General features: G+C 60.4%; 26 protein-coding genes. 10 read left to right on the top strand and 16 right to left on the bottom strand.

Translation table 11 applies throughout. From position 1 onward, the window contains the following. Positions 1-12 precede the first annotated feature (12 nt). The 5 genes from AC07TV_RS06160 (at position 13) to chrA (ending at position 8922) form a co-directional block, all read left to right on the top strand. On the top strand, positions 13-2061 hold the full coding sequence (locus AC07TV_RS06160; RefSeq protein WP_494647524.1) for a putative bifunctional diguanylate cyclase/phosphodiesterase: 2049 nt from the start codon (positions 13-15) through the stop codon (positions 2059-2061). Between the two features lie 143 nt (positions 2062-2204). Next, positions 2205-5840 (top strand): pyruvate:ferredoxin (flavodoxin) oxidoreductase, encoded by a 3636-nt coding sequence (gene nifJ, locus AC07TV_RS06155; protein ID WP_494647523.1) that lies wholly within the window; start codon positions 2205-2207, stop codon positions 5838-5840. Next, on the top strand, positions 5833-6843 hold the full coding sequence (locus tag AC07TV_RS06150) for a dihydroorotate dehydrogenase-like protein (protein WP_494647522.1): 1011 nt from the start codon (positions 5833-5835) through the stop codon (positions 6841-6843). Before nifJ ends, AC07TV_RS06150 begins: the two co-directional genes overlap by 8 nt. Positions 6844-7336: 493 nt before the next feature. Continuing rightward, positions 7337-7669, top strand: a complete 333-nt coding sequence (locus AC07TV_RS06145; protein WP_494647521.1) for a YnfA family protein — start codon at positions 7337-7339, stop codon at positions 7667-7669. A gap of 29 nt (positions 7670-7698) precedes the next feature. Next, on the top strand, positions 7699-8922 hold the full coding sequence (gene chrA / locus AC07TV_RS06140; RefSeq protein ID WP_494647520.1) for a chromate efflux transporter: 1224 nt from the start codon (positions 7699-7701) through the stop codon (positions 8920-8922). Between the two features lie 104 nt (positions 8923-9026). Here chrA and AC07TV_RS06135 read toward each other — a convergent pair whose 3' ends face one another. The 12 genes from AC07TV_RS06135 to AC07TV_RS06080 form a co-directional block, all read right to left on the bottom strand. After that, the gene (locus tag AC07TV_RS06135) at positions 9027-9416 is read right to left on the bottom strand and encodes a DUF6858 family protein (protein WP_494647519.1); all 390 of its coding nucleotides are present in this window, start codon (positions 9414-9416) and stop codon (positions 9027-9029) included. Between the two features lie 19 nt (positions 9417-9435). Beyond that, the gene (locus AC07TV_RS06130; RefSeq protein WP_494647518.1) at positions 9436-9921 is read right to left on the bottom strand and encodes a DUF2141 domain-containing protein; all 486 of its coding nucleotides are present in this window, start codon (positions 9919-9921) and stop codon (positions 9436-9438) included. Next, positions 9905-10273, bottom strand: a complete 369-nt coding sequence (locus AC07TV_RS06125; RefSeq protein ID WP_494647517.1) for a NifB/NifX family molybdenum-iron cluster-binding protein — start codon at positions 10271-10273, stop codon at positions 9905-9907. The genes AC07TV_RS06130 and AC07TV_RS06125 overlap by 17 nt, the downstream gene beginning before the upstream one ends. 8 nt (positions 10274-10281) lie before the next feature. Beyond that, entirely contained in the window at positions 10282-10599 is a 318-nt protein-coding gene (locus tag AC07TV_RS06120; RefSeq protein WP_494647516.1) for a cyd operon YbgE family protein, read from the bottom strand. After that, positions 10583-10717, bottom strand: coding sequence for a cytochrome bd-I oxidase subunit CydX (gene cydX / locus AC07TV_RS06115; protein ID WP_494647515.1), 135 nt, complete (start codon positions 10715-10717; stop codon positions 10583-10585). The genes AC07TV_RS06120 and cydX overlap by 17 nt, the downstream gene beginning before the upstream one ends. A 12-nt stretch (positions 10718-10729) precedes the next feature. Then, on the bottom strand, positions 10730-11350 hold the full coding sequence (gene petA, locus AC07TV_RS06110) for a ubiquinol-cytochrome c reductase iron-sulfur subunit (RefSeq protein ID WP_494647514.1): 621 nt from the start codon (positions 11348-11350) through the stop codon (positions 10730-10732). Positions 11351-11360: 10 nt separating this feature from the next. Further along, the gene (gene cydB / locus AC07TV_RS06105; RefSeq protein ID WP_494647513.1) at positions 11361-12500 is read right to left on the bottom strand and encodes a cytochrome d ubiquinol oxidase subunit II; all 1140 of its coding nucleotides are present in this window, start codon (positions 12498-12500) and stop codon (positions 11361-11363) included. Positions 12501-12536: 36 nt separating this feature from the next. Next, entirely contained in the window at positions 12537-12998 is a 462-nt protein-coding gene (locus AC07TV_RS06100; protein ID WP_494647512.1) for a hypothetical protein, read from the bottom strand. Positions 12999-13013: 15 nt separating this feature from the next. After that, the gene (locus tag AC07TV_RS06095; RefSeq protein WP_494647511.1) at positions 13014-14570 is read right to left on the bottom strand and encodes a cytochrome ubiquinol oxidase subunit I; all 1557 of its coding nucleotides are present in this window, start codon (positions 14568-14570) and stop codon (positions 13014-13016) included. Then, positions 14560-14760, bottom strand: a complete 201-nt coding sequence (gene cydP, locus AC07TV_RS06090; RefSeq protein WP_494647510.1) for a cytochrome oxidase putative small subunit CydP — start codon at positions 14758-14760, stop codon at positions 14560-14562. Before cydP ends, AC07TV_RS06095 begins: the two co-directional genes overlap by 11 nt. 420 nt (positions 14761-15180) lie before the next feature. After that, on the bottom strand, positions 15181-15789 hold the full coding sequence (locus AC07TV_RS06085; protein WP_494647509.1) for a cytochrome b/b6 domain-containing protein: 609 nt from the start codon (positions 15787-15789) through the stop codon (positions 15181-15183). Further along, entirely contained in the window at positions 15786-17411 is a 1626-nt protein-coding gene (locus AC07TV_RS06080; RefSeq protein WP_494647508.1) for a tetrathionate reductase family octaheme c-type cytochrome, read from the bottom strand. The genes AC07TV_RS06085 and AC07TV_RS06080 overlap by 4 nt, the downstream gene beginning before the upstream one ends. Positions 17412-17647: 236 nt before the next feature. Between AC07TV_RS06080 and AC07TV_RS06075 the strand changes: the two genes are divergently transcribed. Continuing rightward, a complete protein-coding gene (locus AC07TV_RS06075) occupies positions 17648-17857 on the top strand; it encodes a DUF3460 family protein (RefSeq protein WP_494647507.1) in 210 nt (69 codons plus the stop codon). A gap of 92 nt (positions 17858-17949) precedes the next feature. On the opposite strand, the gene AC07TV_RS06070 is transcribed toward AC07TV_RS06075, so the two are convergent. Together AC07TV_RS06070 and AC07TV_RS06065 are read right to left on the bottom strand one after the other, a co-directional pair. Next, positions 17950-20661, bottom strand: a complete 2712-nt coding sequence (locus AC07TV_RS06070) for a bifunctional acetate--CoA ligase family protein/GNAT family N-acetyltransferase (RefSeq protein WP_494647506.1) — start codon at positions 20659-20661, stop codon at positions 17950-17952. Between the two features lie 88 nt (positions 20662-20749). Further along, positions 20750-21157, bottom strand: a complete 408-nt coding sequence (locus AC07TV_RS06065; RefSeq protein WP_494647505.1) for an OsmC family protein — start codon at positions 21155-21157, stop codon at positions 20750-20752. Here AC07TV_RS06065 and AC07TV_RS06060 point away from each other — a divergent pair. Continuing rightward, complete coding sequence (locus AC07TV_RS06060) at positions 21156-21695, top strand: class I SAM-dependent methyltransferase (RefSeq protein WP_494647504.1); 540 nt, start codon at positions 21156-21158, stop codon at positions 21693-21695. The two genes, AC07TV_RS06065 and AC07TV_RS06060, sit on opposite strands and share 2 nt — an antisense overlap. On the opposite strand, the gene mnmH is transcribed toward AC07TV_RS06060, so the two are convergent. Then, entirely contained in the window at positions 21668-22729 is a 1062-nt protein-coding gene (gene mnmH, locus AC07TV_RS06055; protein ID WP_494647503.1) for a tRNA 2-selenouridine(34) synthase MnmH, read from the bottom strand. The two genes, AC07TV_RS06060 and mnmH, sit on opposite strands and share 28 nt — an antisense overlap. Positions 22730-22733: 4 nt before the next feature. Beyond that, positions 22734-23336: an arylesterase gene (locus AC07TV_RS06050; protein ID WP_494647502.1), complete on the bottom strand. Its 603-nt coding sequence runs from the start codon at positions 23334-23336 to the stop codon at positions 22734-22736. Between AC07TV_RS06050 and AC07TV_RS06045 the strand changes: the two genes are divergently transcribed. From AC07TV_RS06045 to AC07TV_RS06035, 3 genes are all read left to right on the top strand, one after another. After that, positions 23335-24009 carry an ABC transporter ATP-binding protein gene (locus tag AC07TV_RS06045; RefSeq protein WP_494647501.1) on the top strand — a complete coding sequence of 225 codons (675 nt, stop codon included), beginning with the start codon at positions 23335-23337 and terminating at the stop codon, positions 24007-24009. The genes AC07TV_RS06050 and AC07TV_RS06045 overlap by 2 nt on opposite strands. Before the next feature lie 372 nt (positions 24010-24381). Next, entirely contained in the window at positions 24382-25941 is a 1560-nt protein-coding gene (locus tag AC07TV_RS06040; protein ID WP_494647500.1) for a sensor histidine kinase, read from the top strand. Next, the gene (locus tag AC07TV_RS06035) at positions 25938-26570 is read left to right on the top strand and encodes a response regulator (protein WP_494647499.1); all 633 of its coding nucleotides are present in this window, start codon (positions 25938-25940) and stop codon (positions 26568-26570) included. Before AC07TV_RS06040 ends, AC07TV_RS06035 begins: the two co-directional genes overlap by 4 nt. Positions 26571-26614: the final 44 nt, after the last annotated feature.

Genomic DNA, 26614 nt, shown 5'->3' with positions numbered 1-26614 from the left:
AGCATGCCGGCCATGAGTACCTTGTTTTCCGGCCTGGACGGCATGCTTTTTCGTTGCCTGGTGGACGACTGCCGGCACTTGCTGTCGGTCAGTCCCGGCTGCCGCGATCTGACTGGCTATGTGGCCGAGGATCTGGTCGGGAGTGTGACTCACTCGCTGGAGTCCCTGACTGACCCGGAAGATCGGGCTGCCGTGCGCGGCACCATACTGGCGGCGCTCGACACCGGGGCGCGCTACCGCATCGAGTACCGCATCGTTTGCCGGGACGGCGAGGAGAAGTGGGTGCTGGAGCGTGGCATCGGCCTGCGCGACGAGGCCGGGCGGCGGATTATCGAAGGTTATCTGGAAGATATCACCGATCGGGTCCTGGCCCAGATCCAGTTGGCGGAAACCGAGTTGCGTTATCGCAGCATTTTCGAGAATTCAGTCATCGGCATGTTTCAGAGCACCGAAAATGGGCGATATCTAGCGGCCAACCAGGCCTTGGCGACGCTTTATAGTTACCCGACGCCGGAGGCGCTGATCAGCAGCCTGGCCGATATCGCCTCCGGGCTGTATGTCGACCAGCGGCGGCGCGCCGATTTCAAACGCATGATCCAGCAAGATGGCCGGGTCAGCGATTTCGAGTCTGAGGTGATCTGTCGCGACGGCAGCCGGATCTGGATTTCCGAGAATGCCCATGCCGTTTGCGCACCAGATGGCACGCTGCTCTATTACGAAGGCACGGTCGAGGACATTACCGAACGCCATCGCTACCAGTCGGTGCTGCAACACCAGGCGACGCACGATCCGCTGACCGGCCTGCCCAATCGCAATCTGCTGCAGGATCGGCTGGAACAGGCCGTGCAGTTGGCCCAGCGCCAGATGAGCAAGGTCGTCCTGGCTTTCGTCGATCTCGATAACTTCAAGGTGATCAACGACAGCCTCGGCCATGCCGCCGGCGACGAGTTGCTGATCGAAATCGCCAGCCGCCTGCGCCAGGCCTTGCGCGGGATCGATACCGTCGCCCGCTACGGTGGCGACGAATTCGTGCTGATCATGGGCGAGCAGGCGTCGAGCGAGGACACCCGGCATTTGCTGGAGCGCGTGCTGGCCACCATCCAAGCCCCTTTGATGCTGGCAGGGCACGCCCTGCGCATCAATTGCAGCATCGGGGTCAGCGTCTATCCGGACGATGCGCAGGATCTCGACAGCCTGCTGCGGGTCGCCGATGTCGCGATGTATCACGCCAAGAAAAGCGGCAAGGGCCAATATCATTTTTATACCCGTGACCTGAACCAGGTCGCTCAGGATCGTTTTGTCCTTGAAAGCAGCTTGCAGAGCGCCATCGAGCACAACGAACTGACCGTGGTCTACCAGCCGAAAGTCGATTCCGCGGCGCGGGTCAGGGGCTTCGAGGCGCTGGTGCGCTGGAACAGTGCCGGGCATGGGCTAGTGACGCCCGACCGCTTCATTCCGCTGGCCGAGGAAACCGGCCAGATCCTGGCGATTGGCGAGCAGGTGCTCTATGCCGCCTGCCGGGCGGCGGCCAGCTGGCCGTTGATCGATGGTCTGGCCCTGAGCGTCGCTGTCAATCTGTCGGCGCGGCAGTTGACGGAGCCCGGGCTACCGGCGATGGTGGCCGATGCCCTGGCTGTTTCCGGCCTGCCGCCGGAGTGCCTGGAGCTGGAAATCACCGAGAGCATGATCATGGGCGATGTCGAGCACACCATCCGCGTGCTCAAGTCGATCAAGGCGCTGGGCGTGCGGATTGCCGTCGACGACTTTGGCACCGGCTATTCCTCGCTGAGTTATCTGCAACGTTTGCCGATCGATACCCTGAAGATAGACCGCTCCTTTGTCTCCGGTTGCGATCGTGGCGGCAAGGCGATGGCGATTCCGCACGCCATCATCTTCCTGGGCAAGACCCTGAATCTGCATATCGTCGCCGAGGGGGTCGAAACCGAGGCTGAAAAAGATGCGCTGTCGGTTTGCGGCTGCAACGAGTTTCAGGGCTATTTGTTCTCGCGGCCGATGCAGATGGCCTCGGTGGGTGACTACCTGCAGGCGAGATTGCGGTGATGGCGGCCGGCGCAATAGCGGGCTGTTGTTGTCTGGCATAAATTCTCGCCAAGTCAGCGTAGAATGAGGTTGTTGCGCCGCAACATTAAGAGGAGAGGAGAGTACTCTCCCTGGGCGGCACACATTTCGGGGCTGGACTGAACATGAACAAGATGCTGACCATTGACGGCAATGAAGCCGTCGCCAACGTGGCTTACCGCGTTTCCGAAGTGATCGCGATTTACCCGATCACCCCATCGTCCGGCATGGGCGAGCTGTCCGATGAATGGGCAGCGCAAGGCAAAACCAATGTCTGGGACTGCGTTCCGCGCGTCGTCGAGTTGCAGTCCGAAGGCGGGGCCGCCGGCACTGTCCACGGCGCCCTGCAGGCCGGCTCGCTGGCGACGACCTTCACGGCCTCGCAGGGCCTGCTGCTGATGATCCCCAACATGTACAAGATCGCCGGCGAACTGACGCCGACGGTCTTCCACGTCGCCGCCCGCGCCATCGCGACGCACGCGCTGTCGATCTTCGGCGACCATTCCGACGTGATGGCGACGCGCGGTACCGGCTTCGCGCTGCTTTCGTCGAATTCGGTGCAGGAAGCGCAGGACATTGCGGCCATCGCCTCGGCCGCGACGCTGGCCGGCCGCCTGCCAGTGCTGCATTTCTTCGATGGTTTCCGCACCTCGCACGAGGTGGCCAAGATCACCGGCGTTGACGACGACGTGCTGCGCAAAATGATGCCGCAGGAGCAGATCGCCGCCTTGCGTCACCGCTCGCTATCGCCGGAACACCCGGTGTTGCGCGGCAGTTCGCAGAATCCCGATGTCTTCTTCCAGGCCCGCGAAGCGCAGAACCCGTGGTTCGATGCCTTCCCGGGCGTCGTCCAGCAGGCCATGGACCGCTACGCGGAGCTGACCGGGCGGCAATACAAGCTGTTCGACTACGTCGGCGCACCCGATGCCGAGCGCGTCATCATCATGATGGGTTCCGGGGCGGAAACGGCGCAGGAAACCGTTGAACACATGAATCGTCAGGGCGAGAAGGTCGGCTTGCTCAAGGTTCGCCTCTACCGGCCGTGGGCGCCGGAAGCGCTGCTCGCTGCCTTGCCGCTGACGACCAAGGCTATCGCTGTTCTTGATCGCTGCAAGGAGCCCGGCTCCGATGGCGAGCCCTTGTTCAAGGATGTGCTGGTCGCGCTGGCCGAAAATGTCGGTAGCGAGTCGCCGCGTTTCGCCACCTTGCCGAAAGTGCTCGGCGGGCGTTACGGGCTGGCCTCCAAGGAATTTACGCCGGCTATGGTTTTTGCCGTGTTTTTCCGGTTGACCGTGGGAATGGGAAAACGCCACTTCACCGTCGGCATCAACGACGACGTGACGCACCTTTCGCTGCCCTACGACCACGCTTTCCGCACCGACGCCGTGCGCGAAACCTTCGGCGCCGTGTTCTACGGCCTGGGTTCGGACGGCACCGTTTCGGCCAACAAGAATTCGATCAAGATCATCGGCGACGAAACCGACCTGCACGCCCAGGGCTATTTCGTTTACGACTCCAAGAAGTCGGGGGCGATGACCGTCTCACACCTGCGTTTCGGCTCGCAGCCGATCCGCGCCACCTACCTGACCGGCGAGGGCGATGCCAAATTCATCGCCTGTCACCAGCCGCTTTTCCTCGAAACCCACGACCTGCTCGCGCATGCCGCGCCGGGCGCTGTCTTCCTGCTCAACTCGCCGGTTCCGGCCGACAAGGTTTGGGCTACGCTGCCAGTTGCCATGCAGCAGCAGATGATCGCCAAGCGCATTCGCTTTCACGTCATCGACGCCTACCAGGTCGCCCTCGAAGCCGACATGGGCCGGCGCATCAACACGGTCATGCAGACCTGTTTCTTCGCCATTTCCGGCATCCTGCCGCAGGACGAAGCCATCGCCGCGATTAAGCATGCTGTTGAAAAGACTTACGGCCGCAAGGGCCGGCGCATCGCCGAACTGAACTACAAGGCGATCGACAAGACCCTGGTCTGCCTGCACGAAGTGCCGGTGCCGGCCGAGTTCGCCGCATCCGAAATTCGCATTCCCGAACGCACCGTCCAGCAAGCCTCCGAATTTGTCCGTAGGCTTACCCTGCCGATGATCGCCGGCAAGGGCGACAGCCTGCCAGTGTCAGTCTTCCCGGTCGACGGCACCTTCCCGACCGGCACGGCCAAATACGAAAAGCGCAATCTGGCGCTGCAAATCCCGGTCCTCGAGACTGACCTGTGCACGCAGTGCGGCAAGTGCGTTTTCGTCTGCCCGCATTCGGCCATCCGCGCCAAGGCTTACCCGCCCGAGCTGGCTGCCGAGGCGCCGGCCACTTTCAAGACCATGGCCATCCGCAGCAAGGATTACCCGGCCGGCTGGAAGATGAGTTACCAGGTGGCGCCCGAGGACTGCACGGGCTGCACGCTGTGCGTCGAGGTCTGCCCGATCCGCGACAAATCCAACGTTTCGCGCAAGGCGCTCAACATGGCCGAACAGGCGCCATTGCGCGCGCCGGAAGCCGAGAACTGGGATTTCTTCCTCAAACTGCCCGACTACGACCGCACCGTCGCCAAGCGCAACACCATTCCCGGCTCGATGTTGTTGCAGCCGATGTTCGAGTTTTCCGGCGCCTGCGTTGGTTGCGGCGAAACGCCCTACATCCGCCTCGCTACCCAGCTTTTCGGCGACCGCATGCTGGTCGCCAACGCAACCGGCTGTTCGTCGATCTACGGCGGCAACCTGCCGACCACACCTTACACCACTGATGCCAACGGCCGCGGCCCGGCCTGGAGCAATTCGCTGTTCGAGGATAACGCCGAGTTCGGTCTCGGAATGCGCCTTGCCACCAATCAGTTGGCCGAGACGGCACGCGTGCAATTACGCGCCATGGCGCTGGAAATCGGTGACGCCCAGGTGCAGGCGCTATTGAACGCTGACCAGACAAGCGAAGCCGGCATCCATGACCAGCGCCAACGGGTATCTCAACTGCAGGCAAAACTGTCGGCCATTGGTTCGCCGGCCGCTGACCATCTCGCCGCCGTCGCCGAATACCTGATCCGGCGCAGCGTGTGGATCATCGGTGGTGACGGCTGGGCCTACGACATCGGTTTCGGTGGTCTCGACCATGTGCTGTCATCCGGCGAGGATGTCAATATTCTCGTCCTCGATACCGAGGTCTATTCCAACACCGGCGGCCAGAATTCCAAGGCCACGCCACGCGGCGCCGTCGCCAAGTTCGCGGCCGGCGGCCAGCCGAATCGCAAGAAGGATCTGGCCCGTATCGCCATGGATTACGAGAACGTCTATGTCGCCCAGGTCGCCTACGGCGCCAAGGATGTTCACACGCTGAAAGCCTTCCTCGACGCCGAGAGCTACCCCGGCGTCTCGATCATCATCGCCTACAGCCCGTGTATCGCCCATGGTGTCGATCTGTCGAACAACCATCGCCAGCAGGATCTGGCCGTGAAGTCCGGGCACTGGCCGCTGCTCCGCTACGACCCGCGCCGGCGTCAGCAGGGCGAAAATCCGCTAACGGTCGACAGCGCAGCGCCAAGCATCCCGTTCAGCGATTTCGCCCGTAATGAGGCGCGCTTTACAATCCTCGAGCGACTGAAGCCGGACGCTTCGGTCTATTTTATGGCCCAAGCCGGCAAGGATGCCCGCCTGCGCCATCAGGAATATGTCGAACTGTCGGAAATGGTGCTGCCCGAAGCCGCCATCGATGAAAAAGTCAAAGAGGCCCAAGAGGCCGCAGACAAGAAGGAGGAGCCCAATGCCTGATCTGTCCACGACCTACCTCGGACTGCACCTCAAGAATCCGCTGGTCCCGTCATCAAGCCCACTTAGCCACGACCTCGATGCCATCCTGCACCTCGAAGATGCCGGCGCGGCAGCCATCGTCATGCATTCGCTGTTCGAGGAGGATGTTCGCCACGACGAGCGGATGATCGACCGCTTCCTGGTCCACCCCGACACCTTCGGCGAATCGGCCGGCCACCTGCCTTTCGGTCACGACTACCAGAGCCGGCTCGACAGCTATCTCGAAAAAATCCTGCGCCTTAAGTCGCGCCTCTCCATCCCCGTCGTCGCCAGCCTCAACGGCTCAACACTGAACGGCTGGGTCGAGCTGGGCAAGGAACTGGAATCCGCCGGTGCCGATGCGCTGGAACTCAACGCCTGGTACATGCCGAGTGACCCCAAGGTTTCTGGCGCGGCGATTGAGGACCACCACATTTCGCTGCTGCAGGAACTGAAGGGCGCGGTGACCATCCCGGTTGGCATGAAACTCTCGCCCTTCTTCTCCTCGTTGCCGCATTTCGTCCATCAGGCCGAAGCCGCCGGGGCAGCCGGCATCTCCCTGTTCAACCGCTTCTTCCAGCCCGACATAGATCTGGAAACCCTGAGCGTCGTCGACCGCGTACAACTGTCGTCCTCGGCCGATACCTTGCTCGCCATGCGCTGGATCGCCATCCTGCGTGGCAGCACGAAGCTGTCGCTGGCCGCCACCGGCGGTGTCCATACAGCGGCGGACGCCCTCAAAATGCTCCTCGCCGGCGCCGACGTCGTGCACATGGCCAGCGCCCTGCTCAAGCGCGGCCCGCAAGCGCTTAGTGAAGTACTGCAAGGCATGACCGACTGGCTGCAAGAGCGCGAATACACCTCGGTTGGGCAAATGAAAGGCTCAATGAGCCAGCAGAATTCACCGAACCCAAGCACCTTCGCCCGGGCCTCTTATCTGCATGTCCTGAATTCGTTTACGCCGCCGGCTGGAGTGCGGTATTGAGGGTGAATAGCGGAGTTCGGCCGATGCTGTTGAGATACTTGCTTTCTGGCGAAAATGGTGATTAAGCTAGAAATATTAAAGTTCTCAATCGCTCTGTATTCGACGATCTCGCCTCCGGGGAGGTTTCGACATACCTTGAAAAACCACGGTTTTGAGTTTTTCAACAGAATCAATCAGAAAGCTGCCTTAGAGTTTACAAAAAAGCATCAGGCAGTTTCGGGCATACAACTGCCGACCAACACAGGCAGGTCAATGATGTGATTTCGGCTGCTTATCGCCGATTCGTTTGAATGGCCAAGCCATCGCGATTCTGCGGTCAACCGGGCTTGCTACGGTCAACCGGAAAAAATGCCCAAAATTGAAATGCTAAAAATTCCGGCCAGGTCGAGGGCTCTGTTGGCCACTGTTTTGCGGAGCCATTACTTTCGGGACGCTGGCGCAACAGCCGGCAACTTGAGGCAGTATGTTGGACTCCGTTCATTCGGGATAACCCATGGAACTGTTGCGTCTGAGTCTGTTGTTTGCCGTCACTGCCGTTGCCGAAATTGTTGGTTGTTACCTGCCGTGGCTGGTCGTGAAGCAAGGCAAAAGTCTCCTCTTGCTCCTTCCGGCGGCGCTTTCGCTGGCACTTTTCGCCTGGCTGCTGACCCTGCATCCGACTGCGGCGGGGAGAACTTATGCCGCGTACGGCGGGGTGTATATTGCCGTCGCACTGCTCTGGCTGCATTTCGTCGATGGTATCGCGCTGACACGCTGGGATGCGCTGGGTGCGGGCGTTGCCCTTGTTGGCATGGCGGTGATTGCGCTGCAGCCTTCGGTGGCCTGATTACAGTCATTGAATAACCATTTCTGATCATGCAAAAAAACATCGAATCACCCCCCGTCACCAACCGGCCCGAGCGTGGCAGCCCAATTGAGGTTCTGGGTGCCTTCTTCAAGCTCGGTCTGACTTCATTTGGCGGACCGGTTGCCCATCTGGGCTATTTCCGTTCCGAGTTTGTCGAACGTCGGCAATGGCTCGACGACAAAAGCTATTCGGACCTGGTGGCCTTGTGCCAGTTCCTGCCGGGGCCGGCGAGCAGTCAGGTGGGCATGGCCCTGGGGCTGGGACGCGCCGGCTGGCTTGGCGCGCTGGCGGCCTGGCTCGGCTTCACCCTGCCATCGGCCATTGCGCTCATTCTGTTTGCGTTTGGCGTGGCCAACTGGGCCGGGTTGGCCCAGTCCGGCGTCGTTCATGGATTGAAAGTGATGGCCGTCGCCGTGGTGGCCCAGGCGGTGTGGGGCATGGCGAAATCACTTTGTCCCGACCGCCTGCGGGGTGGGATTGCCATCGGTGCCGCCATGCTGGTGCTGATCTTTTCATCGGCGTTCATTCAGATTGCCGCAATTGTGCTCGGTGGTCTGGTCGGCTGGCGTCTGTTGTCGCTCCCGCATCTGCCGACTGTCGAACACCGCGACTTCGGGGTGAGCCGGACAGCAGGCGGCTTGTTGCTGGCGCTGTTCGGGCTGTTGCTGCTCGGGCTGCCAACTCTGGCTGCGCTGTCCGACTCTCTCGTCGTTTCGGCCATTTCTGGCTTTTATCAGGCAGGCTCCCTGGTCTTTGGCGGTGGGCATGTCGTCTTGCCGCTGTTGCAGGCGAGCGTTGTTCCGCCAGCCTGGGTCAGTAACGACAGCTTTCTGGCCGGCTATGGGGCTGCGCAAGCGGTGCCTGGCCCGCTGTTCACGTTTGCCGCTTTCCTTGGCGCGGCGATGCCATCGCCGTTGGGGGGCTGGTTCGGCGGCATTGTGCTGTTGCTGGCCATCTTTCTTCCCTCATTCTTGCTGGTCGCCGGAACGCTGCCGTACTGGGAAACCTTGCGCCAGCGGGATGGCGTTCAGCGGGCAATGGGCGGCATCAATGCTGCCGTCGTCGGGGTTCTCGGGGCCGCGCTTTATGACCCGGTGTGGACGAGTGCCATTCATTCAAAAGCAGACTTCTGTCTGGCTTTGGCGGCATACGGGTTGCTGGTCTTTGGCAAGGCTTCGCCGGTCATCGTGGTTATCCTTGCCGCTATCGGCGGATGGTTTCTTGGAACGTGAGACCGGATTGCCGGCTGCTACGGTCAACCGGGAAAAATGCCCAAAATTGAAATGCAAAAACCCCGGCCTGACGGCGCCGGGGTTTTTGTTTTTGGTGGGTTTGTTCAGGCGTCGCGCAGGGCCAGGGTCCAGGCTTCCATGGCTTCGTTGGCCGGTTGCATCGGCGCTTCCATGAAGCTGATGACGTACTTGTCGCCCATGTCGGCGATGCCGATGGAGCGGGGGCGGACGGCGAGCATTTGCGGGGTCGGGATGGCGAAGCCGAAGCAGAAAATGATGTCGACTGCGGCCTTCATGCCTTCGACGATGGGGCCGCCGATTTTGCTGGTGTGGGCGTAGTGGTCGAAGACGCCGATGAAATGGACTTTCGGGTTCTCGGCGATCTTGCCCTTGTAGTAGGCGACAAGTGAATCGACGGTGTTGTGGGTGGTTTCGGTTTTGGCGATCTCGGCGACGAAGATGGGATATTTTTCCTGGAGCAGGGTCTGTTTCATGGCTTTTCCTGTGCGGTGATTAATAAGCAAGCTTGATGTTGATTGCGGTTTCCGGCCCGGTCAGGTCGAAGGCGCTGTCGGCAAACTTGGGCGGTCCCATGACTTTCGGGTTGTTGGACAGGCCGTAGCCTTCGGTCGGGAACATGCCGAAACGCAGGTTGAGTTTCTGGTCGATGTTGTCGTCGTGATAGGCCATGACGGCGTAGCGGCCGGGTGGCAGGCCGGTGAAGACGAGTTTGGCGTCGCCCTTGGCGGCCGGTAGTGAAACAACTTGCACGGCCTTGTCTTCCTTGCGGAAGGTGTCCGGTTCGCGGTACAGCGAGGCGCGCAGATTGCCGGTAGCGTCGCGCACGCCAAGCAGGTTGACGACCAGCCGGCTCTCGTCGGCCTGGCTATGGCCGGCGGCGAGCAGGCAGCCGAGCAGCAGGCCCTGAATGGGCAGGCGCGGGATCGAGCGGCGGCTCAGAAGCGGGGTGATGTTACGGGGTTTAGTGGTGATGTTCATGGCCTTGGCAATGGGTGTTGTCGGGGAGTGGCAGACGGTCGAGTGTGTTTTCCAGAAAGGCGCTGACGGCGCTGTCCGGGTCTTCTTCGAGGGTTATGACAGATAGGATACCGCGTTGCATGAGCTTGTGGTACAGGCCGTTGCCCATGCTGCCGGTGATCAGTACATTGATGCCGGCCAGTTCGTCGGCCATGCCGTGCTGGCGGGCATGGAAACTGTCTTCGATGGGCAACTCGACGAGGTGTTTGTCGGTGACGGCGCCTTTTTCAATATCGTAAAGCCAGAATTTGCGGCATTTGCCGGCGTGTTCGGTAATGTTTTTCCGGTTTTGGCTGGTGACAGCGATTTGCATGATGATTCCTAGAAAATGGGGGGCAGCCGTCCGTTCTGCATCAAACGCAGGCAGGCCAGCAGGAAGAGAATGACGGTTGCCGCTCCCGAGAGCAGGACACGACCAATGAGGTTGTGGGGAACGAAGCCGACGCCGCGCACAAAGCCGGCGCTCATTGCGCCGAACAACAGCGTGGCGGCCGTGTGATCGGCCGCGCCAGCGGCGTCAGTGGCCATGCCCGGCAGAATCGTCATGACGACGAGAATGAGCAGGGCCAGCAACAAGGGCAGCCAGGCCAGGCCGGGTTTGTCCGGCTCGCCTGATTGCGCTTCAGTTTGGCTGGTCATCGGGAGTGGTTGGGCGCAGCGAGGCGAGACGGGCTTCTTCGTTGTCGCCCCAGAGGGCGTTGAGGATGGCGAGCAGTACGGCGAAGCCGATACCGAGCGCCCAGGCGAAATACCACATGGCGAATTCCTTTCAGGCTTTGTCCTGTTCGTCGGCACCGATGATCAGGCGCGTGTCGGTCAGGTACTGGTGGGGCGGCACTTCGAGATTGGTCGGGGCCGGCTTGTTCTTGAAAACACGGCCGGCGAAGTCAAACGTCGAGCCGTGGCAGGGACAGAGAAAACCACCCGGCCAGTCGGCACCTAGGACCGGGTCGCCGGGGGTAAAGGCCGGTGAGGGCGAGCAGCCGAGGTGGGTGCAGATGCCTACGGCGACGAGTATTTCCGGCTGCCGCGAGCGCGTTTCGTTGGCGGCATAGGCCGGCTGCTGGTTTTCCTCGGAGGCCGGGTCGACCAGCATGGGTTCGGCTTTCTTCAGGGCGGCCAGCATTTCCGGGGTGCGGTTGAGAATCCACACCGGCTTGCCGCGCCATTCGACGATCATCATGTTGCCGGGAGCCAGCTTGCCGATATCGACTTCGACCGGCGCGCCGGCTGCCTTGGCCCGCTCGGATGGCATCAGGCTGGTGACGAAGGGAACGATGGCCGTGACGGTGAGGGCGCCGCCGACGCCAACGGTGGCCATCAGCCACTGTCGGCGGGCCGGGCTGTCGACGGTGGTGAAGGATGGGCCCTGGCAGATGCATTCAGACATTGAAGTCTCCTTAGTAAGCAGCGTGCTCGTTTTCGCGGATGTAGGCGGCGGTGACCTTGCCGGCCATCACCTTGTATGCCCAACTGGTGTAAACAATGATGAGCGGCATGAAGATCAGGGTTGCCCAGAGCATGATGTTCAGCGTCAACTGGCTGGAAACGCTGTCCCAGACGGTGAGGCTGGAGCGCAGGTCGGTGGATGAGGGCATGATGAACGGGAAGAGCGAAACGCCGGCCGTGCCGATGATTCCGAGGATGGCCAGCGACGATGCGACGAAGGCGGCCAGCGTTACGCCGTTGGCGGCGAGCAGCATGGCGGTCAGGGCGCCGGCATAGGCGAGGACGGGCAAGAGCATTGTGGCGGGATGGCGGTCGTAATTGGCCAGCCAGGCACCGGCTTCGCGCACCACGGTTTTGTCGAGCGGATTGGGTAGCGCGCCCGGGGTCACCGTCGATGTGATGGCGTAGCCATCAATCCCTTGCCACAGCCAGATGCCGGCTGCCGTGAAGCTGACCAGCAACAGCCCGCCGAAGATCAGCATGGCGGTGCGGCTACGTTGATAGACCGCGGCGTCCGTGCGATGCATCAGGTAAATCGCGCCGTGGAAGGTGATCATCGCAGTGGATACCACGCCGCAGAGCAGGGCGAAGGGATTGAGCAGGGCCCAGAAGCTGCCGCTGTAGGTCGACATCAGATTGTCGGCAAAGCTGAAGGGCACGCCCTGGAACAGGTTGCCGAAGGCGACTCCGAAGATCAGCGGCGGCACGGCGCCGCCGACGAACAGACCCCAGTCCCAGGTATTGCGCCAGGTCGCGTTGGCGATCTTGCTGCGGTAATCGAAACCGACCGGGCGGAAGAACAGCGCCCAGAGCACGGCGAGCATTGCCCAATAAAAGCCCGAGAAAGCGGTGGCGTAAACCAGCGGCCAGGCGGCGAAAATGGCGCCGCCGCCGGTGATGAACCAGACCTGGTTGCCGTCCCAGTGCGGGCCGACGGTGTTGATCACGATGCGCCGTTCGACGTCGTTCTTGCCGACGAAAGGCAGCAGCGTGCCGACGCCCATGTCATGACCATCCATGATGGCGAAGCCGATGAGCAGGACGCCAACCAGCAGCCACCAGATGATTTTCAGGGTTGGATAGTCAAGCATGTTCTTTCCTTGTGAATCGGGTTTGGGGTGCGGTGCTCAGTGGGCATCGGCGACGGCGAGCTTGAGCAACTTGCGGAACTGGGCTTCGGAAATGGCCGCCTGGATGCGGTTGACCGTGGCGATCTGCGCTTCCGTCGCTTCGCGTTTCAGTCGCACCAGTTCATCCAGCCGGGATTTGATGTCGGCCACGCCCTGGCGCTGGTAGAGGACGTCGTTGGCGATGGCCTGTTCCAGCTTTTCCGCCTTTTGCAGACGCGACATGACTTGCAGCGGCGCTTCGGCCATCAGCTCGCGGACCAGTTGCTTTTGCGCTTCATCAAGCCCCAGTTTGCCCGCCTGGCCATTGGCCGTGCGCAGGATATGCGGCAGGTTGGCCGGGAGAATCAAGGCGTAGTCCACGGTCTCCGCTTTCATGTGCGCCTCGTGTGGCGCTTCGGCCAGGGACGGGGCGGCGTTAAGCGCAAGCAGGACCAGGAGAGTGGTGAATCGAATTTTCATTGCGTGTTTCCTAAGTTAGGCGTGGGCGTATTCGTTGTCATAGCGACCGGTACCGAGGCTGCCTGGTCCCAGCTTGGCAAACTTGACCATCAAGTACATCTCGACGACCAGAAGGACCGTGTAGAAGCCGATGAAGCCGGCCAGCGAGCCGTACAGGCTGTTCACCGACAGCGTCGACACCGACATGTGGGTGGGCAATACGCCGTAGATGGTCCAGGGCTGCCGACCGTACTCGGCGACGAACCAGCCCAGTTCGCAGGACAGCCAGGGAACCGGCAGCATCCACAGGGCGGAGCGCAGGAGCCAGGGTTTGTCGGCGAAATTGCCTTTCAGCGAATAGACCAGCGCCGCGCCGAACAGGCCGAGCATCAGGAAGCCGAAGGCGACCATCAGGCGGAAGCTCCAGAACAGTGGCGTGACACGCGGGATGGTGTCGGCGACGGCTTTTTCGATGATTTCCGGGGTTGATTGACGAACGTCGACCACGTATTTCTTCAGCAGCAGGCCAAAGCCGAGATCCGCTTTGTGTTCCTCGAATTCGGCCTTCATCGCGGCATCGTCCGGGTTCTTGCGCAGCGCTTCGAGGGCAACGACGGCTTCCATGCCGGAAAGGATGCGCTCGCGGTTCTTCTCGCGGATTTCCCGAATGCCGGGGATCTGCTTGTCGAGCGAACGGGTGCCGATGATGCCCATGACCCATGGAATCTCGATGGCGAAGTCGTTCTTCATCTCTTTTTCGTTGGGAATGGCGATCAGGTTGAAGCCAGCCGGTGCCGGTTCGGTTTCCCACATCGCTTCCATGGCGGCCAGCTTGGTCTGCTGGGCTTCGCCGACGGTGTAGCCGGATTCGTCGCCGAGGACGATGACCGAGCAGATCGAGGCGAAGCCGAAGGCGGCGGCAATGCGGAAGCTCTTTTTGGCGAACTCGACGTCGCGACCGCGCAGCAGGTAGAAGGCCGAGATCGAGAGGACGAACATGGCGCCCGTGACATAGCCGGCCGAGACGGTATGGACGAACTTGGCCTGGGCGTCGGCATTGAACAGCACTGCCCAGAAGTCGACCATCTCCATGCGCATCGTCACGTAGCTGAATTCGGCGCCGACCGGGTTTTGCATCCAGCCATTGGCGATCAGGATCCACAGGGCCGAGAGGTTGGTGCCAACGGCCATGAGGATGGTGACCAGCAGGTGCTGGCGGCGCGACAGGCGATCCCAGCCGAAGAAGAACAGGCCGATGAAAGTCGATTCGAGGAAGAAGGCCATCAGGCCTTCGATGGCCAGCGGTGCACCGAAAATGTCGCCGACGTAGTGCGAGTAATACGCCCAGTTGGTGCCGAACTGGAACTCCATGGTGATGCCGGTGGTGACGCCGAGGGCGAAGTTGATGCCAAAAAGCTTGCCCCAGAAGCGGGTCATATCCTTGTAAATCTGATTGCCGGTCATGACATAGACCGCTTCCATGATGACCAGAATCCAGGTCATGCCGATGGTCAGCGGCACGAAAAGGAAGTGGTACATCGCGGTGACGGCGAACTGCAGGCGCGACAGGTCGACGAGTTGCTCACTGAACATGGGGGTTTCCTGGGTGGTGAATGGGGCTGGCTGCTACGGCCGGTGCCACGAGATGCGTGGCGATCCGCTCGCTATCCACCTCGACTTTTGCATCGCGCACGAAGGCCCACCACAGCCCGACGATCACCATCAGCTTGATGATCACGAGGAGGATGAGTTCGTGGCGAAGATTGACAGGCTTGCGGGGCATCGGACGTAATCAGGATAGAAATATCAGTATTTACTTATCAAGACTCGTGCCAGCCTTCATCACAGAATAATTCGCCGTTCGATCAATGGGATGGAAGGGGTGCGACATTCGGTCGCAGGGGTGTTTTTGCTGTATTTCGGGGAGGTGTTGCCGTATTTGGCGGGAAGATTGCCATTCTTGGCAGCGAGGGGGTGTTTTCCCTTGGCGCCTTTTGTTAGCCGGTCGGCATGGGCGATGCCACGGTCAACCGGGAAAAAGGGCGAAAATTGAAAATGGGCCGACGACTGGCTGTTTGCGCTGCCGGAGCTTTTGCGGGAAGCCGCAAGGACCTGGCTGCTCCTCGGCCACTAATGCCGGGGCTGTTAACAAAAAAAGGGCGGAGACAAGCTCCGCCCGAAACGCAAGGTCTTGCCGGATTACTCAGTGATGTCCGTCGACTTCCTCCCAGCCGGTAATCATCGCCTTGATGTGGGCGAAGATCGTATGGCCGGTTGTCGTCAGATAAACGTGGATGAAGAAGAAGGCGGTGATCATGTAGGCGCCGAGGGTGTGCAACACGGCCACTGTTTCCAGTGACAGGTTCTGGTCGATGCCCAGACGCACCCAGTCGCCGTAGAACAGGTAGAAGATCCCGGTGCCCCAGAGCAGCGGCGAAATGAAAGCGAGCAGGGCAAGGTAGGCCAGGCGTTGCAGCGGGTTGTGCTTTTGCAACACGGTCTTGTGGAACGGATGCGGCGCATTGGTGAAGATGCCGACTGTGTAGTACTTGATCATTGCCCCGACATTCTTCAGCGAAGGCAGGTACTGTCGCCATTCGCCGGTGGTGAATTGCCAGAAGATGGTGAACGCCCACAGGGTGAGCAGCGTCCAGGCAGCCAGGCTATGCAGTTGCACTGCCTTCTGGAAGCCGATCAGGGTGTAGCTGCCATGGACTTCGAAGCCGGTGATCATCATGATGATGATCAGCAGCGCCTGCGACCAGTGCCAGAAACGCTCGTAGCGCTTGTAGATGTAGATGCGTTCGCTCATTTTGCATTCTCCTTGCGGCGGCTGAGGATACGGACGATGCCGTGGAGCAGGCCGCCGCCGATGGCGCCGGCGATCATCAGCCCGCCAAAAAGGTCGACCAGTTTGTTGCTGTCACGGCCCGGCAGATAGATGTCGGTGATCGCGCTCAGGCGACCGTCCGCGGCACGGGTGTGACACTCCTGGCAAGGCACGGCTTTCTCTTTCGGGGCAACCATGTGGGTAATGAACCAGTTCATCTTCGTTTCAATAAAGCCGAACTTGCCGCTGTATGGCAGGCCGGCATAGTCCATCCCCGCCTTGATCGACTTGGCATAGTCATAATTCCGCCAGAGCGAGGTGTCGTCGTCGCCGAAAACATGGTTGACCACCAGGGTCTTGTTCTCGGTGTCGTAAGGCTGCTTGCCGCGCATGACCTTGAACGGCCAGATGCGTGCGTTCGGATCACTGGCCGAGCCTTCGACACGATTGAGTTCGAGGACCTTGCTGTCGTCGATCTTGTCGGTGATGGCGACAGGGTGGACGATGCCGTTGTACCACTTGTACTCGGGGCGGACATTCTCGCCATATTCGAAATCACCCTTGGCCGCCGAGTACTTCAGGTGGCCGTGATCATCCTTGACGAAGAGCGGTTTGCCATCCGGACCCATCTTGCCGGCTGTGGACCAGTCCCACAGCATTTTGGTAGCGACGCCGCCCCGCGCAAATTCGGGGATATGGCAGGTCTGGCAGGCCACCTTGTTGGTGTGGGTGTTGATCTTGGCTTCCTTGTGCGGCGCGAAGCCGTGGCAGGATTCGCAAGTGGCCCGGTTGTGATCGTCCTTGGGCAGGTCGAAACCGTGCTTGTCCTTGGCGGTTGTCGCATAACGGCTACCCGACGGCTGGTGCGCATTGAACGTATGGCAGTCAGCGCAGACAAGATTGGCGCCGTCCTTGGCCATGTGTACATCGAGCTCGCGCGACGGATTCTTCAACGATGAATCGAGGTCGCCGTGCTTGACCGCATCGCCGCCACCGCCATTGAAGTGGCAGGCGCCGCAGTTTGAGCGGCCTGGTTTGCCGACATGCTGGGCGATCTTGGTCAGGTCAGGGGCCTTGAACATTTTTTTGCCCGGTGGCCCTTCCATCGGCTCGAACTCCCGGTCCGCGTACAGCGGGTGGCCGGCATCAGTGCTGAATTTCTTGTAGGTGCCGGTGTTGTCATGGCAGGCCAGGCAATCGACGTTGTCCTGATTCGTGAAGTCGAAATTCTTGTCGTTCCAGCCGTAACCGGCGTGGCAACTGGTGCAGCGTGCCTCGTTGGAAATCGGCGAGCCGCAGAAGTTATTGGCCGCCCATTTCTTGCCGAGGGTCTTGCCGGTGGTCGGGCTCTTGGTTTCCCAGGTCCAGTGAATGCTCTTCATCACCTGATGTCCCGCCGTGTTGTGGCAAGACAGGCAAGCCTTGGTCACTTCGGGGCCGGTCTTGAACGGTCCCTTCAATGCCTCGAGCTTGCTGTGATCGGTCGTCGATTTCGATATTTCAGCCTTGCTGACGGCTGGTGGCGGCACCGGTCCTTCCGCTGCCTGAGCGAGTAAAACCGCTCCCAGCAAGGCCGCCCCAATAAGCCTGCGTACATGATCCATTGTCCAGTCTCCTCTAATTATCGCGGCGTGGATGACCTCTCAAGGATCAGAGGCCTCATTGCTCGCAGGCGTACAGCTACTACTTTAGTCAAGAATATAAGCAAATTTTAATATACATCTGATCCAGATCAAATCCTGTGTTTTCTGTTGCCGAGACATGAACGCTCAACTCATGTGCCAAGGCTGGCGTGCTAGAATCGCGGCATTGTCTTGAATATCTTGAGGAAAGCAGCGAAATGGCGGAAGTTAACACCAGCTACGTATCCGATCACCAGACTTGGATGAACGAGCAACTGGAAAAGCATCCCGAGTGGGTTGAGGACCAGAAGGTTGGTCGCGCCCTGTGGTGGGACAAGAAGCAGGACGTCGACAGCTCGGCGCGCAACGCTGGCTCCAAGGTGCCGCAGAAGCCTTATCCCTACGATGTGAATTTCTACGGCGAATAATCGCTGCTGAATTCCCGATGCAAAAAAGCCGGTCATTGACCGGCTTTTTGTTTGCCTGCGCGCCGGACCTGCCGGCGCGAGACTGTCAGGGCCTAGCCCGTCAGCGGCTTGACGACGCGCTTGACGGCCGTGTCGTCGGGGTGCGGGTGGATGGTGAAGCCGAGGCTGGTCATCAGGCGGAACATCTTGGAGTTGGTCGATAGCACGTCGCCGACCACGGCGCGATAGCCCTTCATGCGGGCGCATTCGATCAGCGCCGTCATGAGCTTACGGCCGACGCCGCACTTCTGCCAGTCATCGCCAACGGCCAGCGCGAACTCGACCGACTCGCCATCAGGATTGCCGACGTAGCGCGCCACACCGATCTGTTTCTCCTTGCCTTCGTCGACGCCTTCTTCATTCAGTTCGACCATCGTCGCGACCAGCGCCATTTCGCGGTCGTAGTCGATCTGCGTGAAGCGGACCAGCATGGTCTGGGTCAGCTCGCGCAGGGTGTCCATGAAGCGGTAGTAGCGCGACTCGTCGGACATGTTCTTGACGAACTCCTGCTCCATGTCGGCATCTTCGGGGCGGATCGGGCGGATGGTGACGACCTTGCCGTCGTTCATCTGCCATTCCTGGATCAGATGCACCGGGTACGGATAGATCGACATGTGGGCGTAACGGTCGCCCGAGGCATTGGCGGCGTGGTCGATGACGATGCGGGCATCAGCTGCGATGGCGCCGTTTTCATCGACGATCAGCGGGTTGAGGTCGAGTTCCTGGATCCACGGCAGTTCGCAGACCATTTCGGAAATGCACAGCAGCACTTCCTTGAGGGCGGCGCGGTCGACCGGTGGCATGTTGTGGAACTGGTCGAGGATCAGCGAAGCGCGTGTCGAGTCGATCAGATCCTTGGCCAGGAATTCGTTGAGTGGCGGCAGGGCAACCGAGCGGTCGCTGAAAATCTCGACGTCGAAACCGCCGGCGCCGAAGGTGATCACCGGCCCGAAAATCGGATCGCGGAAGACGCCGATCATCACTTCACGGCCATTCGGGCGCGACAGGAAGGGCTCAATCGAGACGCCGTTGATCTTGGCGGTCGGATGCCGTTTTTGCACGGTATCGATGATGTCGTGATAGGCGTTGCGGACGGCCGGCGCATTGGTGATGTTGAGGCGGACGCCGCCGGCGTCGGACTTGTGCGTCAGGTCTGGGGAGTCGACCTTCATGGCGATCGGGAAGCCGATTTGCTCGGCGAGCAACAAGGCCTCGGTCGCCGTACGGGCAACCATGGTCTGGGCGACCGGCACCTTGAAAGCGCGCAGGATGGCCTTTGATTCCATTTCGGAGAGCACCTTGCGGCGCTCGGCGAGCAGCGCCTCGATCAGCATCTTGGCGCCTTCGGCTTCCGGCCGGCCGTGCTGGCGGGTCGGCTCCGGCGTTTGCAACAGGAGCTTCTGGTTGCGGTAGTACTTGGAAATATGGTGGAACAGCTCGATTGCCGTTTCCGGCATGCGGAAGGCCGGGATGCCGGCACTTTCGAGCAGGTTGCGCGCTTCGCGGACCTGCTCTTCGCCCATCCAGCAGCAGATCAGCGAACGATTGAGCTTGTCGGCGACTTCGATGATGGCCTGGGCGACGGCCAGCGGGTCGGTCATTGCCTGTGGGGAAAGCATGACCAGAGTGCTGTCGACGCCGGCGTCGTGGGTGACGGCCATGATCGCGTCGCGGTAGCGCTCCGGTGTCGCATCGCCGCCAATGTCGATCGGGTTGCTGTGCGACCAGTTGGTGGGTAGCGCCTTGTTGAGCACCGCCATCGTTTCGTTGGAAAGCTCGGCCAGCGGGATGCCCATGTCGCCGGCGCGGTCGGCAGCCATGGCGCCCGGCCCGCCGCCGTTGGTGATGATGGCGAGGCGGTTGCCCATCGGGCGGAACTTGGAGGCGAGCGCCTTGGCGGCATAGAAGAGCTGACCGACGTTCTGGACGCGAACCACGCCAGCGCGGCGTACGGCCGCATCGAACACGGTGTCGGAAACGGCAGCCATGCCCGAGTGGGTCGCCGCGGCGGCCGAGCCGGCAGCGTGGCGGCCGGCCTTGAGCAGGATGATCGGCTTGATGCGGGCGGCGGAACGCAGGGCACTCATGAAGCGGCGGGCGTTGCGGATGCCTTCGACGTACATCAGGATGTAATGCGTACGGCTGTCGTAGATCAGGTAATCAAGGATTTCGCCGAAATCGACGTCGGCCGTCATGCCGATCGAAATGACCGACGAGAAGCCGACCTGATTGGCCTTGGCCCAGTCGAGCACGGCCGAGCACATGGCGCCGGACTGCGAGACGAGGGCGAGGTTGCCGGGGGCGGCGGTGATCTTGGTAAAAGTGGCGTTGAGGCCGAGGTCGGGGCGGATGATGCCGAGGCAGTTGGGGCCGAGGATGCGGACGTTGTAGGAACGGGCGATCTCCATGACCTTGCGCTCGAGTGCGGCACCGATGTGGCCGGCTTCGGAAAAGCCGGAGGCGATGACGATGGCGTTGCGCACGCCTGAGCGGCCGCATTGTTCGATCAGTTGCGGGACGGTCTGCGGACGGGTGCAGATGACCGCCATTTCGACACGGGCGCCGATTTCCTCGATGGATTTGTAGGACGGCTGGCCCTGAATGGTGTCGTGCTTCGGGTTGATGGCGTACAGGCGGCCTTTGTAACCCGAGCTCAGGATGTTTTTGAAAATGATGTTGCCGACCGAGTTTTCGCGGTCTGATGCACCGATGACAGCGACGGATTTCGGTTCGAAAAGCGAGGTTAAATAGTGCTGTTCCAACATGGTGAACCCCTAGGCAGTTTATTTTTTGTGCAATGCGGAATTCTGGCACAACACCCGTTCATTGTCATTGGAGTTATAGGGTTATTCCCTATGTGGCAAGGGCGCTTTCGATGACCAGCGATTGCGACAGGGCGCGGTGTACGGGGCATTTGTTGGCGATCTCGAGCAGGCGCTGGCGCTGATCGGCGGTGAGCTCGCCAGTGAGGCTGATGGTGCGTTCGATGCGGTCGCGGGCAACGCCGTCGAGCGTAATTTTTTCATGGCTCAGCGCGACGCTGACGTGGGCCAGCGCGAGACCCTTGCGTTCGGCGTACATGCGCAGCGTCATCGAGGTACAGGCGCCAAGCCCGGCCATCACCAGATCGAAAGGGGCCGGGCCGGCATCGGCACCGCCGACGCTGACCGGCTCGTCGGCGATCAATTGATGCTGGCCGACGGTGACTGCCTGCTGGTATCTTCCCTGACCATTTTCTGCGACGACAACAATCCCCGACATGACCGACTCCCGCAATGAATTGCCGCAAATCATACCGCCATCGCCCTGGGTGGAGCGCCATTGCCGGCGGATTTCGCCGGGTGGGCGGGTGCTTGATCTGGCTTGCGGCAGCGGACGCCACGCCCGACTGCTGGCTAGGCTGGGATTCGACGTTTCCACGGTCGACCGGAATTTTGAGGCAATTTTGGAATTGTCGGCGGTGCCGGGAATCACCGCGATGCAGGCCGATCTGGAAGGCGACGAGTGGCCGTTGGCCGGCCGGATGTTCGACGGCATCATCGTCACCAACTACCTGTGGCGACCGCGCCTGCCCGATGTGCTGGCCATGCTGGCGCCCGGCGGCGTGCTGATCTACGAAACTTTCATGCTTGGCAACGAGGCTTATGGAAAACCATCGAGCCCGGACTTTCTGCTCCGGCCGGGCGAGTTGCGCGAGGTCGCACAGGCCGCCGGCCTGCGTGAAATCGCCTTCGAGGAAGGCTACACGGCCAGCCCGAAGCCGGCCATGCGTCAGGCGATCTGCGCTGCGCGTGACTGAACGATGGCGGCGGCCAGCCGCTTGATGCCGTCTGTGGAGAGATCGTCGGTCGAGAACATGCCGGAATCCGGCATGCCGGCGAAGTTGTGCTCCTGCGAGCGCCGATAGAGCGGGTCGTAATGCAGCTCGAGCAGTTCGCGGACCAGCGTCGGCCAGTCGGCGTCGAGAATCAGTTGCTGCCAGCGTGCCATTGTTTCGCGGCTTTGCAGTGAGCGCAGGACGTCGAGGCGCCGGCCGAGAAACTCGGGAAGCGTCAGGAAGTACTCGTAATCCTTGAGCAGGAAGGCGACACGGGCGTCGAGCGTGGCTTCGACGGCGACGCATTCGCCGCTGCGGATGCGGGCGATCATCGCTTCCGGCACATGCAGATTGCCGACCTTGCGGCTTTCCGCCTCGACATAGACCGGGCGGGCCGGATCGAGCGCGGCCAGGGCCAGCATCAGGGCTGTCTCAAAGCCTTTTTGTGAGGGCTGCGGCGAGTTGGGCAGGACGCCAAGCACCGAGCCCTTGTGATTGGCCAGGTTTTCGAGATCGAGAATCTGCTCGCCAAGCTCGCCAATGGCTTGCAGGATGCGCGTCTTGGCGTTGCCGGTGGCGCCGCAGATGACGGTAAAACGATAATGCTGCGGCAAACTTTCGAGCTGGGCGATGACATGGCTGCGCCAAGCCTTGTAGCCGCCGTCGAGTTGCCCGGCATGCCAGCCGATGGCTTTGAAAATGGTGGTCATCGAACCGCTGCGATCGCCGCCGCGCCAGCAGTAGATCAGCGGCTTCCAGGTTTTCGGGCGGTCGAGGAAGCGTTCTTTCAAATGTCTGGCGATATTTTCGGAAACCAGCGCCGCACCGATTTTCTTGGCTTCGAAGGGCGAAACCTGTTTGTAGATGGTGCCGACCTGGATGCGCTGCTCGTTGTCGAGGACCGGGCAGTTGATCGCGCCGGGAATGTGGTCTTCGGCAAATTCGGCTGGCGAGCGGACGTCGATGATTTCGTCGTAGGCCGCGAGATCGGCTACGGTAGGGCGGTTATGCTTCATCCGGCTATTTTAACAGCGGGGCGAGGGCCGGCCAGACGTGATCGAGGATCAGCGGCTGGGCCTCGGCCAGCGGATGCAGGTTGTCGGCCTGGAACAGTTGCGGCCTGGTATTCAGCGGTTCGAGCAGGAAATCAACCAGCGGCGTTTTCTTGGTCTGGGCGATGCTTTTGAAACTGCCGAAAAAATCGGTTGCATACGGCCCGTAGTTGGGCGGCAGGCGCATGCCGGCCAGCACGACCCGGGCCCCGGCGGCGCGCGAGGCGTCGACCATGGCGTTGAGGTTGTCGCGCATCTGGGTGAGCGGCAGGCCGCGCAGGCCGTCGTTGGCGCCTAGCGCGATGACGACGATGGCCGGATGGTGGGCAATCAGCGCCTGCGCCAGACGCGAGCGTCCGCCGGCCGTGGTTTCGCCGGAGATCGACAAGTTGGCGACGCTATAATCAAGGCGCTTTTCGGCCAGACGCTTGTCGAGCAGCGACGGCCAGGCCTGATCGGGCCGGATGCCGTAGCCGGCCGACAGCGAGTCGCCCATGACCAGAATGGTCTTGGCGGCCAGGGCGGGCGTGGCGGTGAAGAGCAGGGCAAACAGGAAGAGAGCGAAGCGCATGGCAGGGAAACCGGTGATTGAAGTGGTGGGGCTGGGCAAGACCGTCGATAACGGTGGTGAGCCGCTGACGATTCTGCAGGATATTTCCTTTTCGGTCATGCCGGGTGAAACAGTGGCCATCGTCGGCGCCTCCGGTTCCGGCAAATCGACGCTGCTCGGGCTGCTCGCCGGGCTCGATTCGCCGACGGCCGGCGAGGTGCGTCTCGATGATATTTCGCTCAATTCGCTCGACGAAGACCAGCGCGCCAAGCTGCGCGGCCGCCTGCTCGGCTTCGTTTTCCAGTCCTTCCAGTTGCTGCCTTCGCTCAACGCGCTGGAGAACGTCATGTTGCCGCTGGAACTGGCCGGTTCAAGCAAGTCGAGCAGCGCCGCTGGCGAATGGCTCGAACGCGTTGGCCTCAGCCATCGCCTGAAACACTATCCGAAGCACCTCTCCGGCGGCGAGCAGCAACGCGTCGCGCTGGCCCGCGCCTTCGCCCCCAACCCGCAGCTGGTGCTGGCCGACGAGCCGACCGGCAACCTCGACGCGGCGACCGGCCAGCAGGTCATCGACATGATGTTCGAGCTCAACGCCAGCCAGGGAACGACCTTGCTGCTGGTCACCCACGACGAAGCCATCGCCGCCCGCTGCGGGCGCGTGCTGCGCATTCAGTCCGGGCAGTTGGCTGGCTAGAACATTTCAATTTTGGCCTGTTTTTACGGTTGACCGTGGCAAGCCCCGTTGTCGATTGCCGGGGCGCGAGATGGTAGTTGTGCTTATGGGGCGACCTTGTGCAAAGCTTTTCGTGAGGCCGATCAATTGACTGTCTGGTAGAGGGTTCAACCGGCAGCTATTTGCTCTCAAGGCGGTACTTACACTTGCATCTGTGATCCGCTCGCTTGTGTCCGAAACGGAGCCCGCTGTTTATCGAGGTATGTGGCTGATGTGCTAAGTTCAGGATGTGATGCCATCCTGACTGATGGCACGCGAAAGTGGTGCGTTGTATGGAAAATGAGTCCCGCGCGATGATGGGTGGATTGCTCGCTAATTTAGGCCAATCGTTACATGAATGCATATTTGGGTACGGAGTTTCCGATTCTTCTCGTAGCGGTTTTGTTACTCGCGGTCATCATCTTTGTTGGCGCGATTTTGGTCGTCAGAAAAATTCGCCGGGCCGAAGATGAAATGCGGATCAGCAAGGAGTTTTTTCAAAGCACCTTTGATGCAGCTGCAGTTGGCATGGCGGTGGCCGACATCGATGGGCGCTATATCAAAGTCAATCGGGCGATGTGCGAATTCGTCGGGTACACCGAATCAGAATTGCTCTGCATGTCATACCAGGACATTACCTTTCCTGATGATCTCGAGGCTAATGTTTTAGCACGCCAACGTTTGATTGCTGGCGAAGTACCGACTTTCCAGCAGGAAAAGCGTTATGTACGTAAGGATGGGCAGGTGGTCTGGGCGGTCATGGTGGTATCCCAGATCTTGGATAAGCGTGGCTCGGTGATTTACACCATTGGACAGATGCTCGATATCGACACGCTCAAGCGAGTGGAGCATAGCTTGCGGGCCAGCCAGGCCGGGCTGGCCAATGCCCAGCGGATTAGCAGAATAGGTGAATGGGAGTGGAGTATCAGGGACGATTCTGTTGAGTGGTCGGATGAGGTTCGCATTCTTTTGGGGATTGATCGTTCGCAAGCCCCAAAGACTTACCAGGAATTGCTTTCATGGGTACGCTCTGACGAGCGTTCGTTACTGGAAAAATCGCTCCAGAGTGCATTGCATGATCAGACAACGTTTGCCCTTGATTTTCAAATAGCCCATCCGAAGGATGGCAGCCCCCGTTTTGTCTGCCTTCGTGGTGAGGTTGTCGTTGATGGTGCTGGGAAGTCGGAAAGAATCCGCGGGACTTTGCAGGACATTACTGAGCGCAAGCAGACAGAGTTGGCTTTGGTTGAGTCTCGGCAGTTGCTAAGAGAGCTATCGCGGCATCAAAAAACCCTTCTCGAAGAAGAGCGGAAATATATCGCTCATGAAATCCATGATGAGCTTGGCCAGCGCCTGACCGCACTGAAAATGGATATTTCCCTGCTCCGTCTGCGCTTTGGCGCAGACCCCGAGTTACTTGAAAAGCTCGAGGAAATGCGGGTGCTTGCCGAAGGTACCATCAGCGTTGTCCGCAATATCGCCAGTGACCTCCGGCCGTCCTCCCTGGATCTGGGCTTGGTCCCCGCCATCGAGTGGCTTGCGCAGGACTTGGAATCACATTCGGATATTTGTTGTCGACTGGACTTGGGAAATGAAGAAGTTTCGATGAACGATGCTCAAGCTACCGTTGTTTTTCGCGTCGTTCAGGAGTCGTTAACAAATGTCGCGCGGCACGCCAAGGCCAGTGAAGTCGTCATCACGCTAAGAAATGGCAATGGTCAACTACAACTGCAGATTCAGGACGATGGCTGCGGTTTTGATCCGGCAGCGGTGATCCAGTCACAGGGATTTGGGCTTTTTGGTATGCGGGAGCGGGTTCTTGGCCTGGGTGGGAGGCTGCGGATTGATAGCGCACCATCTCGGGGAACGACGGTATCGATAGAGTTTCCCTTTCCTGTGGGGGCGCTGGAATGATCAGGATCATCATTGCCGACGACCATGCGATTGTCCGTAGCGGGCTGAAACAGATCATTGCAACAACAGACGATATCGTGGTCGTTGGCGAAGCAACGAAGGGCCAGGAGGTTTTGGATCGTATAGACGAGTGGCAGGTTGATCTGCTATTGCTTGATATGGCAATGCCAGGTGTCCAGGGGGTAGATCTGATCCGAAGCATTCGGACCAGATCGCCAGCGTTGCCGATTCTTGTACTTTCCATGCACAACGAAGGACAGATCGTTGCCCGGGCGCTCAAGGCCGGTGCTTGTGGCTACGTAACCAAGGATAGCGAACCGGAGGTTTTGATCGCCGGGATTCGCAAAATCACCGATGGTGGGAAATTCATTGATCCGGCCTTGGTCGACGTCATGTTGTTTGATGCCGATAGCGGCACCGCTCAGCCACGCCAGGCTCTTTCCGGGCGTGAACGCCAGGTTCTGGAGGGAATCTCCGCGGGACGGTCGCTTGGACAAATTGCCGAAGACCTTCATCTGAGTCCCAAGACTGTCAGCACCCACAAGATGCGCTTGATGGAAAAGCTGGGTATCGATAACAACGCCGATTTGATGCGTTACGCCATTCGTCGCGGACTTGCAGACGGTTGATTCGAGGCAGTTGTTTCTACAAGGCAAATAATTTTTCTGAACAG

This window comes from Azonexus sp. GW821-FHT04F04 (assembly GCF_059420025.1).
Note: the sequence above shows the minus strand (reverse complement) of the source record. Positions and strands in the feature narration are given on the sequence as shown.

Excerpts from the sequence above, each read along its gene's own strand:
- AC07TV_RS06160 (WP_494647524.1), top strand. The coding sequence starts at position 13 with ATGAGTACCTTGTTTTCCGGCCTGGACGGCATGCTTTTTCGTTGCCTG.
- nifJ (WP_494647523.1), top strand. The coding sequence starts at position 2,205 with ATGAACAAGATGCTGACCATTGACGGCAATGAAGCCGTCGCCAACGTG.
- AC07TV_RS06150 (WP_494647522.1), top strand. The coding sequence starts at position 5,833 with ATGCCTGATCTGTCCACGACCTACCTCGGACTGCACCTCAAGAATCCG.
- AC07TV_RS06145 (WP_494647521.1), top strand. The coding sequence starts at position 7,337 with ATGGAACTGTTGCGTCTGAGTCTGTTGTTTGCCGTCACTGCCGTTGCC.
- chrA (WP_494647520.1), top strand. The coding sequence starts at position 7,699 with ATGCAAAAAAACATCGAATCACCCCCCGTCACCAACCGGCCCGAGCGT.
- AC07TV_RS06135 (WP_494647519.1), bottom strand. The coding sequence starts at position 9,416 with ATGAAACAGACCCTGCTCCAGGAAAAATATCCCATCTTCGTCGCCGAG.
- AC07TV_RS06130 (WP_494647518.1), bottom strand. The coding sequence starts at position 9,921 with ATGAACATCACCACTAAACCCCGTAACATCACCCCGCTTCTGAGCCGC.
- AC07TV_RS06125 (WP_494647517.1), bottom strand. The coding sequence starts at position 10,273 with ATGCAAATCGCTGTCACCAGCCAAAACCGGAAAAACATTACCGAACAC.
- AC07TV_RS06120 (WP_494647516.1), bottom strand. The coding sequence starts at position 10,599 with ATGACCAGCCAAACTGAAGCGCAATCAGGCGAGCCGGACAAACCCGGC.
- cydX (WP_494647515.1), bottom strand. The coding sequence starts at position 10,717 with ATGTGGTATTTCGCCTGGGCGCTCGGTATCGGCTTCGCCGTACTGCTC.
- petA (WP_494647514.1), bottom strand. The coding sequence starts at position 11,350 with ATGTCTGAATGCATCTGCCAGGGCCCATCCTTCACCACCGTCGACAGC.
- cydB (WP_494647513.1), bottom strand. The coding sequence starts at position 12,500 with ATGCTTGACTATCCAACCCTGAAAATCATCTGGTGGCTGCTGGTTGGC.
- AC07TV_RS06100 (WP_494647512.1), bottom strand. The coding sequence starts at position 12,998 with ATGAAAATTCGATTCACCACTCTCCTGGTCCTGCTTGCGCTTAACGCC.
- AC07TV_RS06095 (WP_494647511.1), bottom strand. The coding sequence starts at position 14,570 with ATGTTCAGTGAGCAACTCGTCGACCTGTCGCGCCTGCAGTTCGCCGTC.
- cydP (WP_494647510.1), bottom strand. The coding sequence starts at position 14,760 with ATGCCCCGCAAGCCTGTCAATCTTCGCCACGAACTCATCCTCCTCGTG.
- AC07TV_RS06085 (WP_494647509.1), bottom strand. The coding sequence starts at position 15,789 with ATGAGCGAACGCATCTACATCTACAAGCGCTACGAGCGTTTCTGGCAC.
- AC07TV_RS06080 (WP_494647508.1), bottom strand. The coding sequence starts at position 17,411 with ATGGATCATGTACGCAGGCTTATTGGGGCGGCCTTGCTGGGAGCGGTT.
- AC07TV_RS06075 (WP_494647507.1), top strand. The coding sequence starts at position 17,648 with ATGGCGGAAGTTAACACCAGCTACGTATCCGATCACCAGACTTGGATG.
- AC07TV_RS06070 (WP_494647506.1), bottom strand. The coding sequence starts at position 20,661 with ATGTTGGAACAGCACTATTTAACCTCGCTTTTCGAACCGAAATCCGTC.
- AC07TV_RS06060 (WP_494647504.1), top strand. The coding sequence starts at position 21,156 with ATGACCGACTCCCGCAATGAATTGCCGCAAATCATACCGCCATCGCCC.
- AC07TV_RS06065 (WP_494647505.1), bottom strand. The coding sequence starts at position 21,157 with ATGTCGGGGATTGTTGTCGTCGCAGAAAATGGTCAGGGAAGATACCAG.
- mnmH (WP_494647503.1), bottom strand. The coding sequence starts at position 22,729 with ATGAAGCATAACCGCCCTACCGTAGCCGATCTCGCGGCCTACGACGAA.
- AC07TV_RS06045 (WP_494647501.1), top strand. The coding sequence starts at position 23,335 with ATGGCAGGGAAACCGGTGATTGAAGTGGTGGGGCTGGGCAAGACCGTC.
- AC07TV_RS06050 (WP_494647502.1), bottom strand. The coding sequence starts at position 23,336 with ATGCGCTTCGCTCTCTTCCTGTTTGCCCTGCTCTTCACCGCCACGCCC.
- AC07TV_RS06040 (WP_494647500.1), top strand. The coding sequence starts at position 24,382 with ATGAATGCATATTTGGGTACGGAGTTTCCGATTCTTCTCGTAGCGGTT.
- AC07TV_RS06035 (WP_494647499.1), top strand. The coding sequence starts at position 25,938 with ATGATCAGGATCATCATTGCCGACGACCATGCGATTGTCCGTAGCGGG.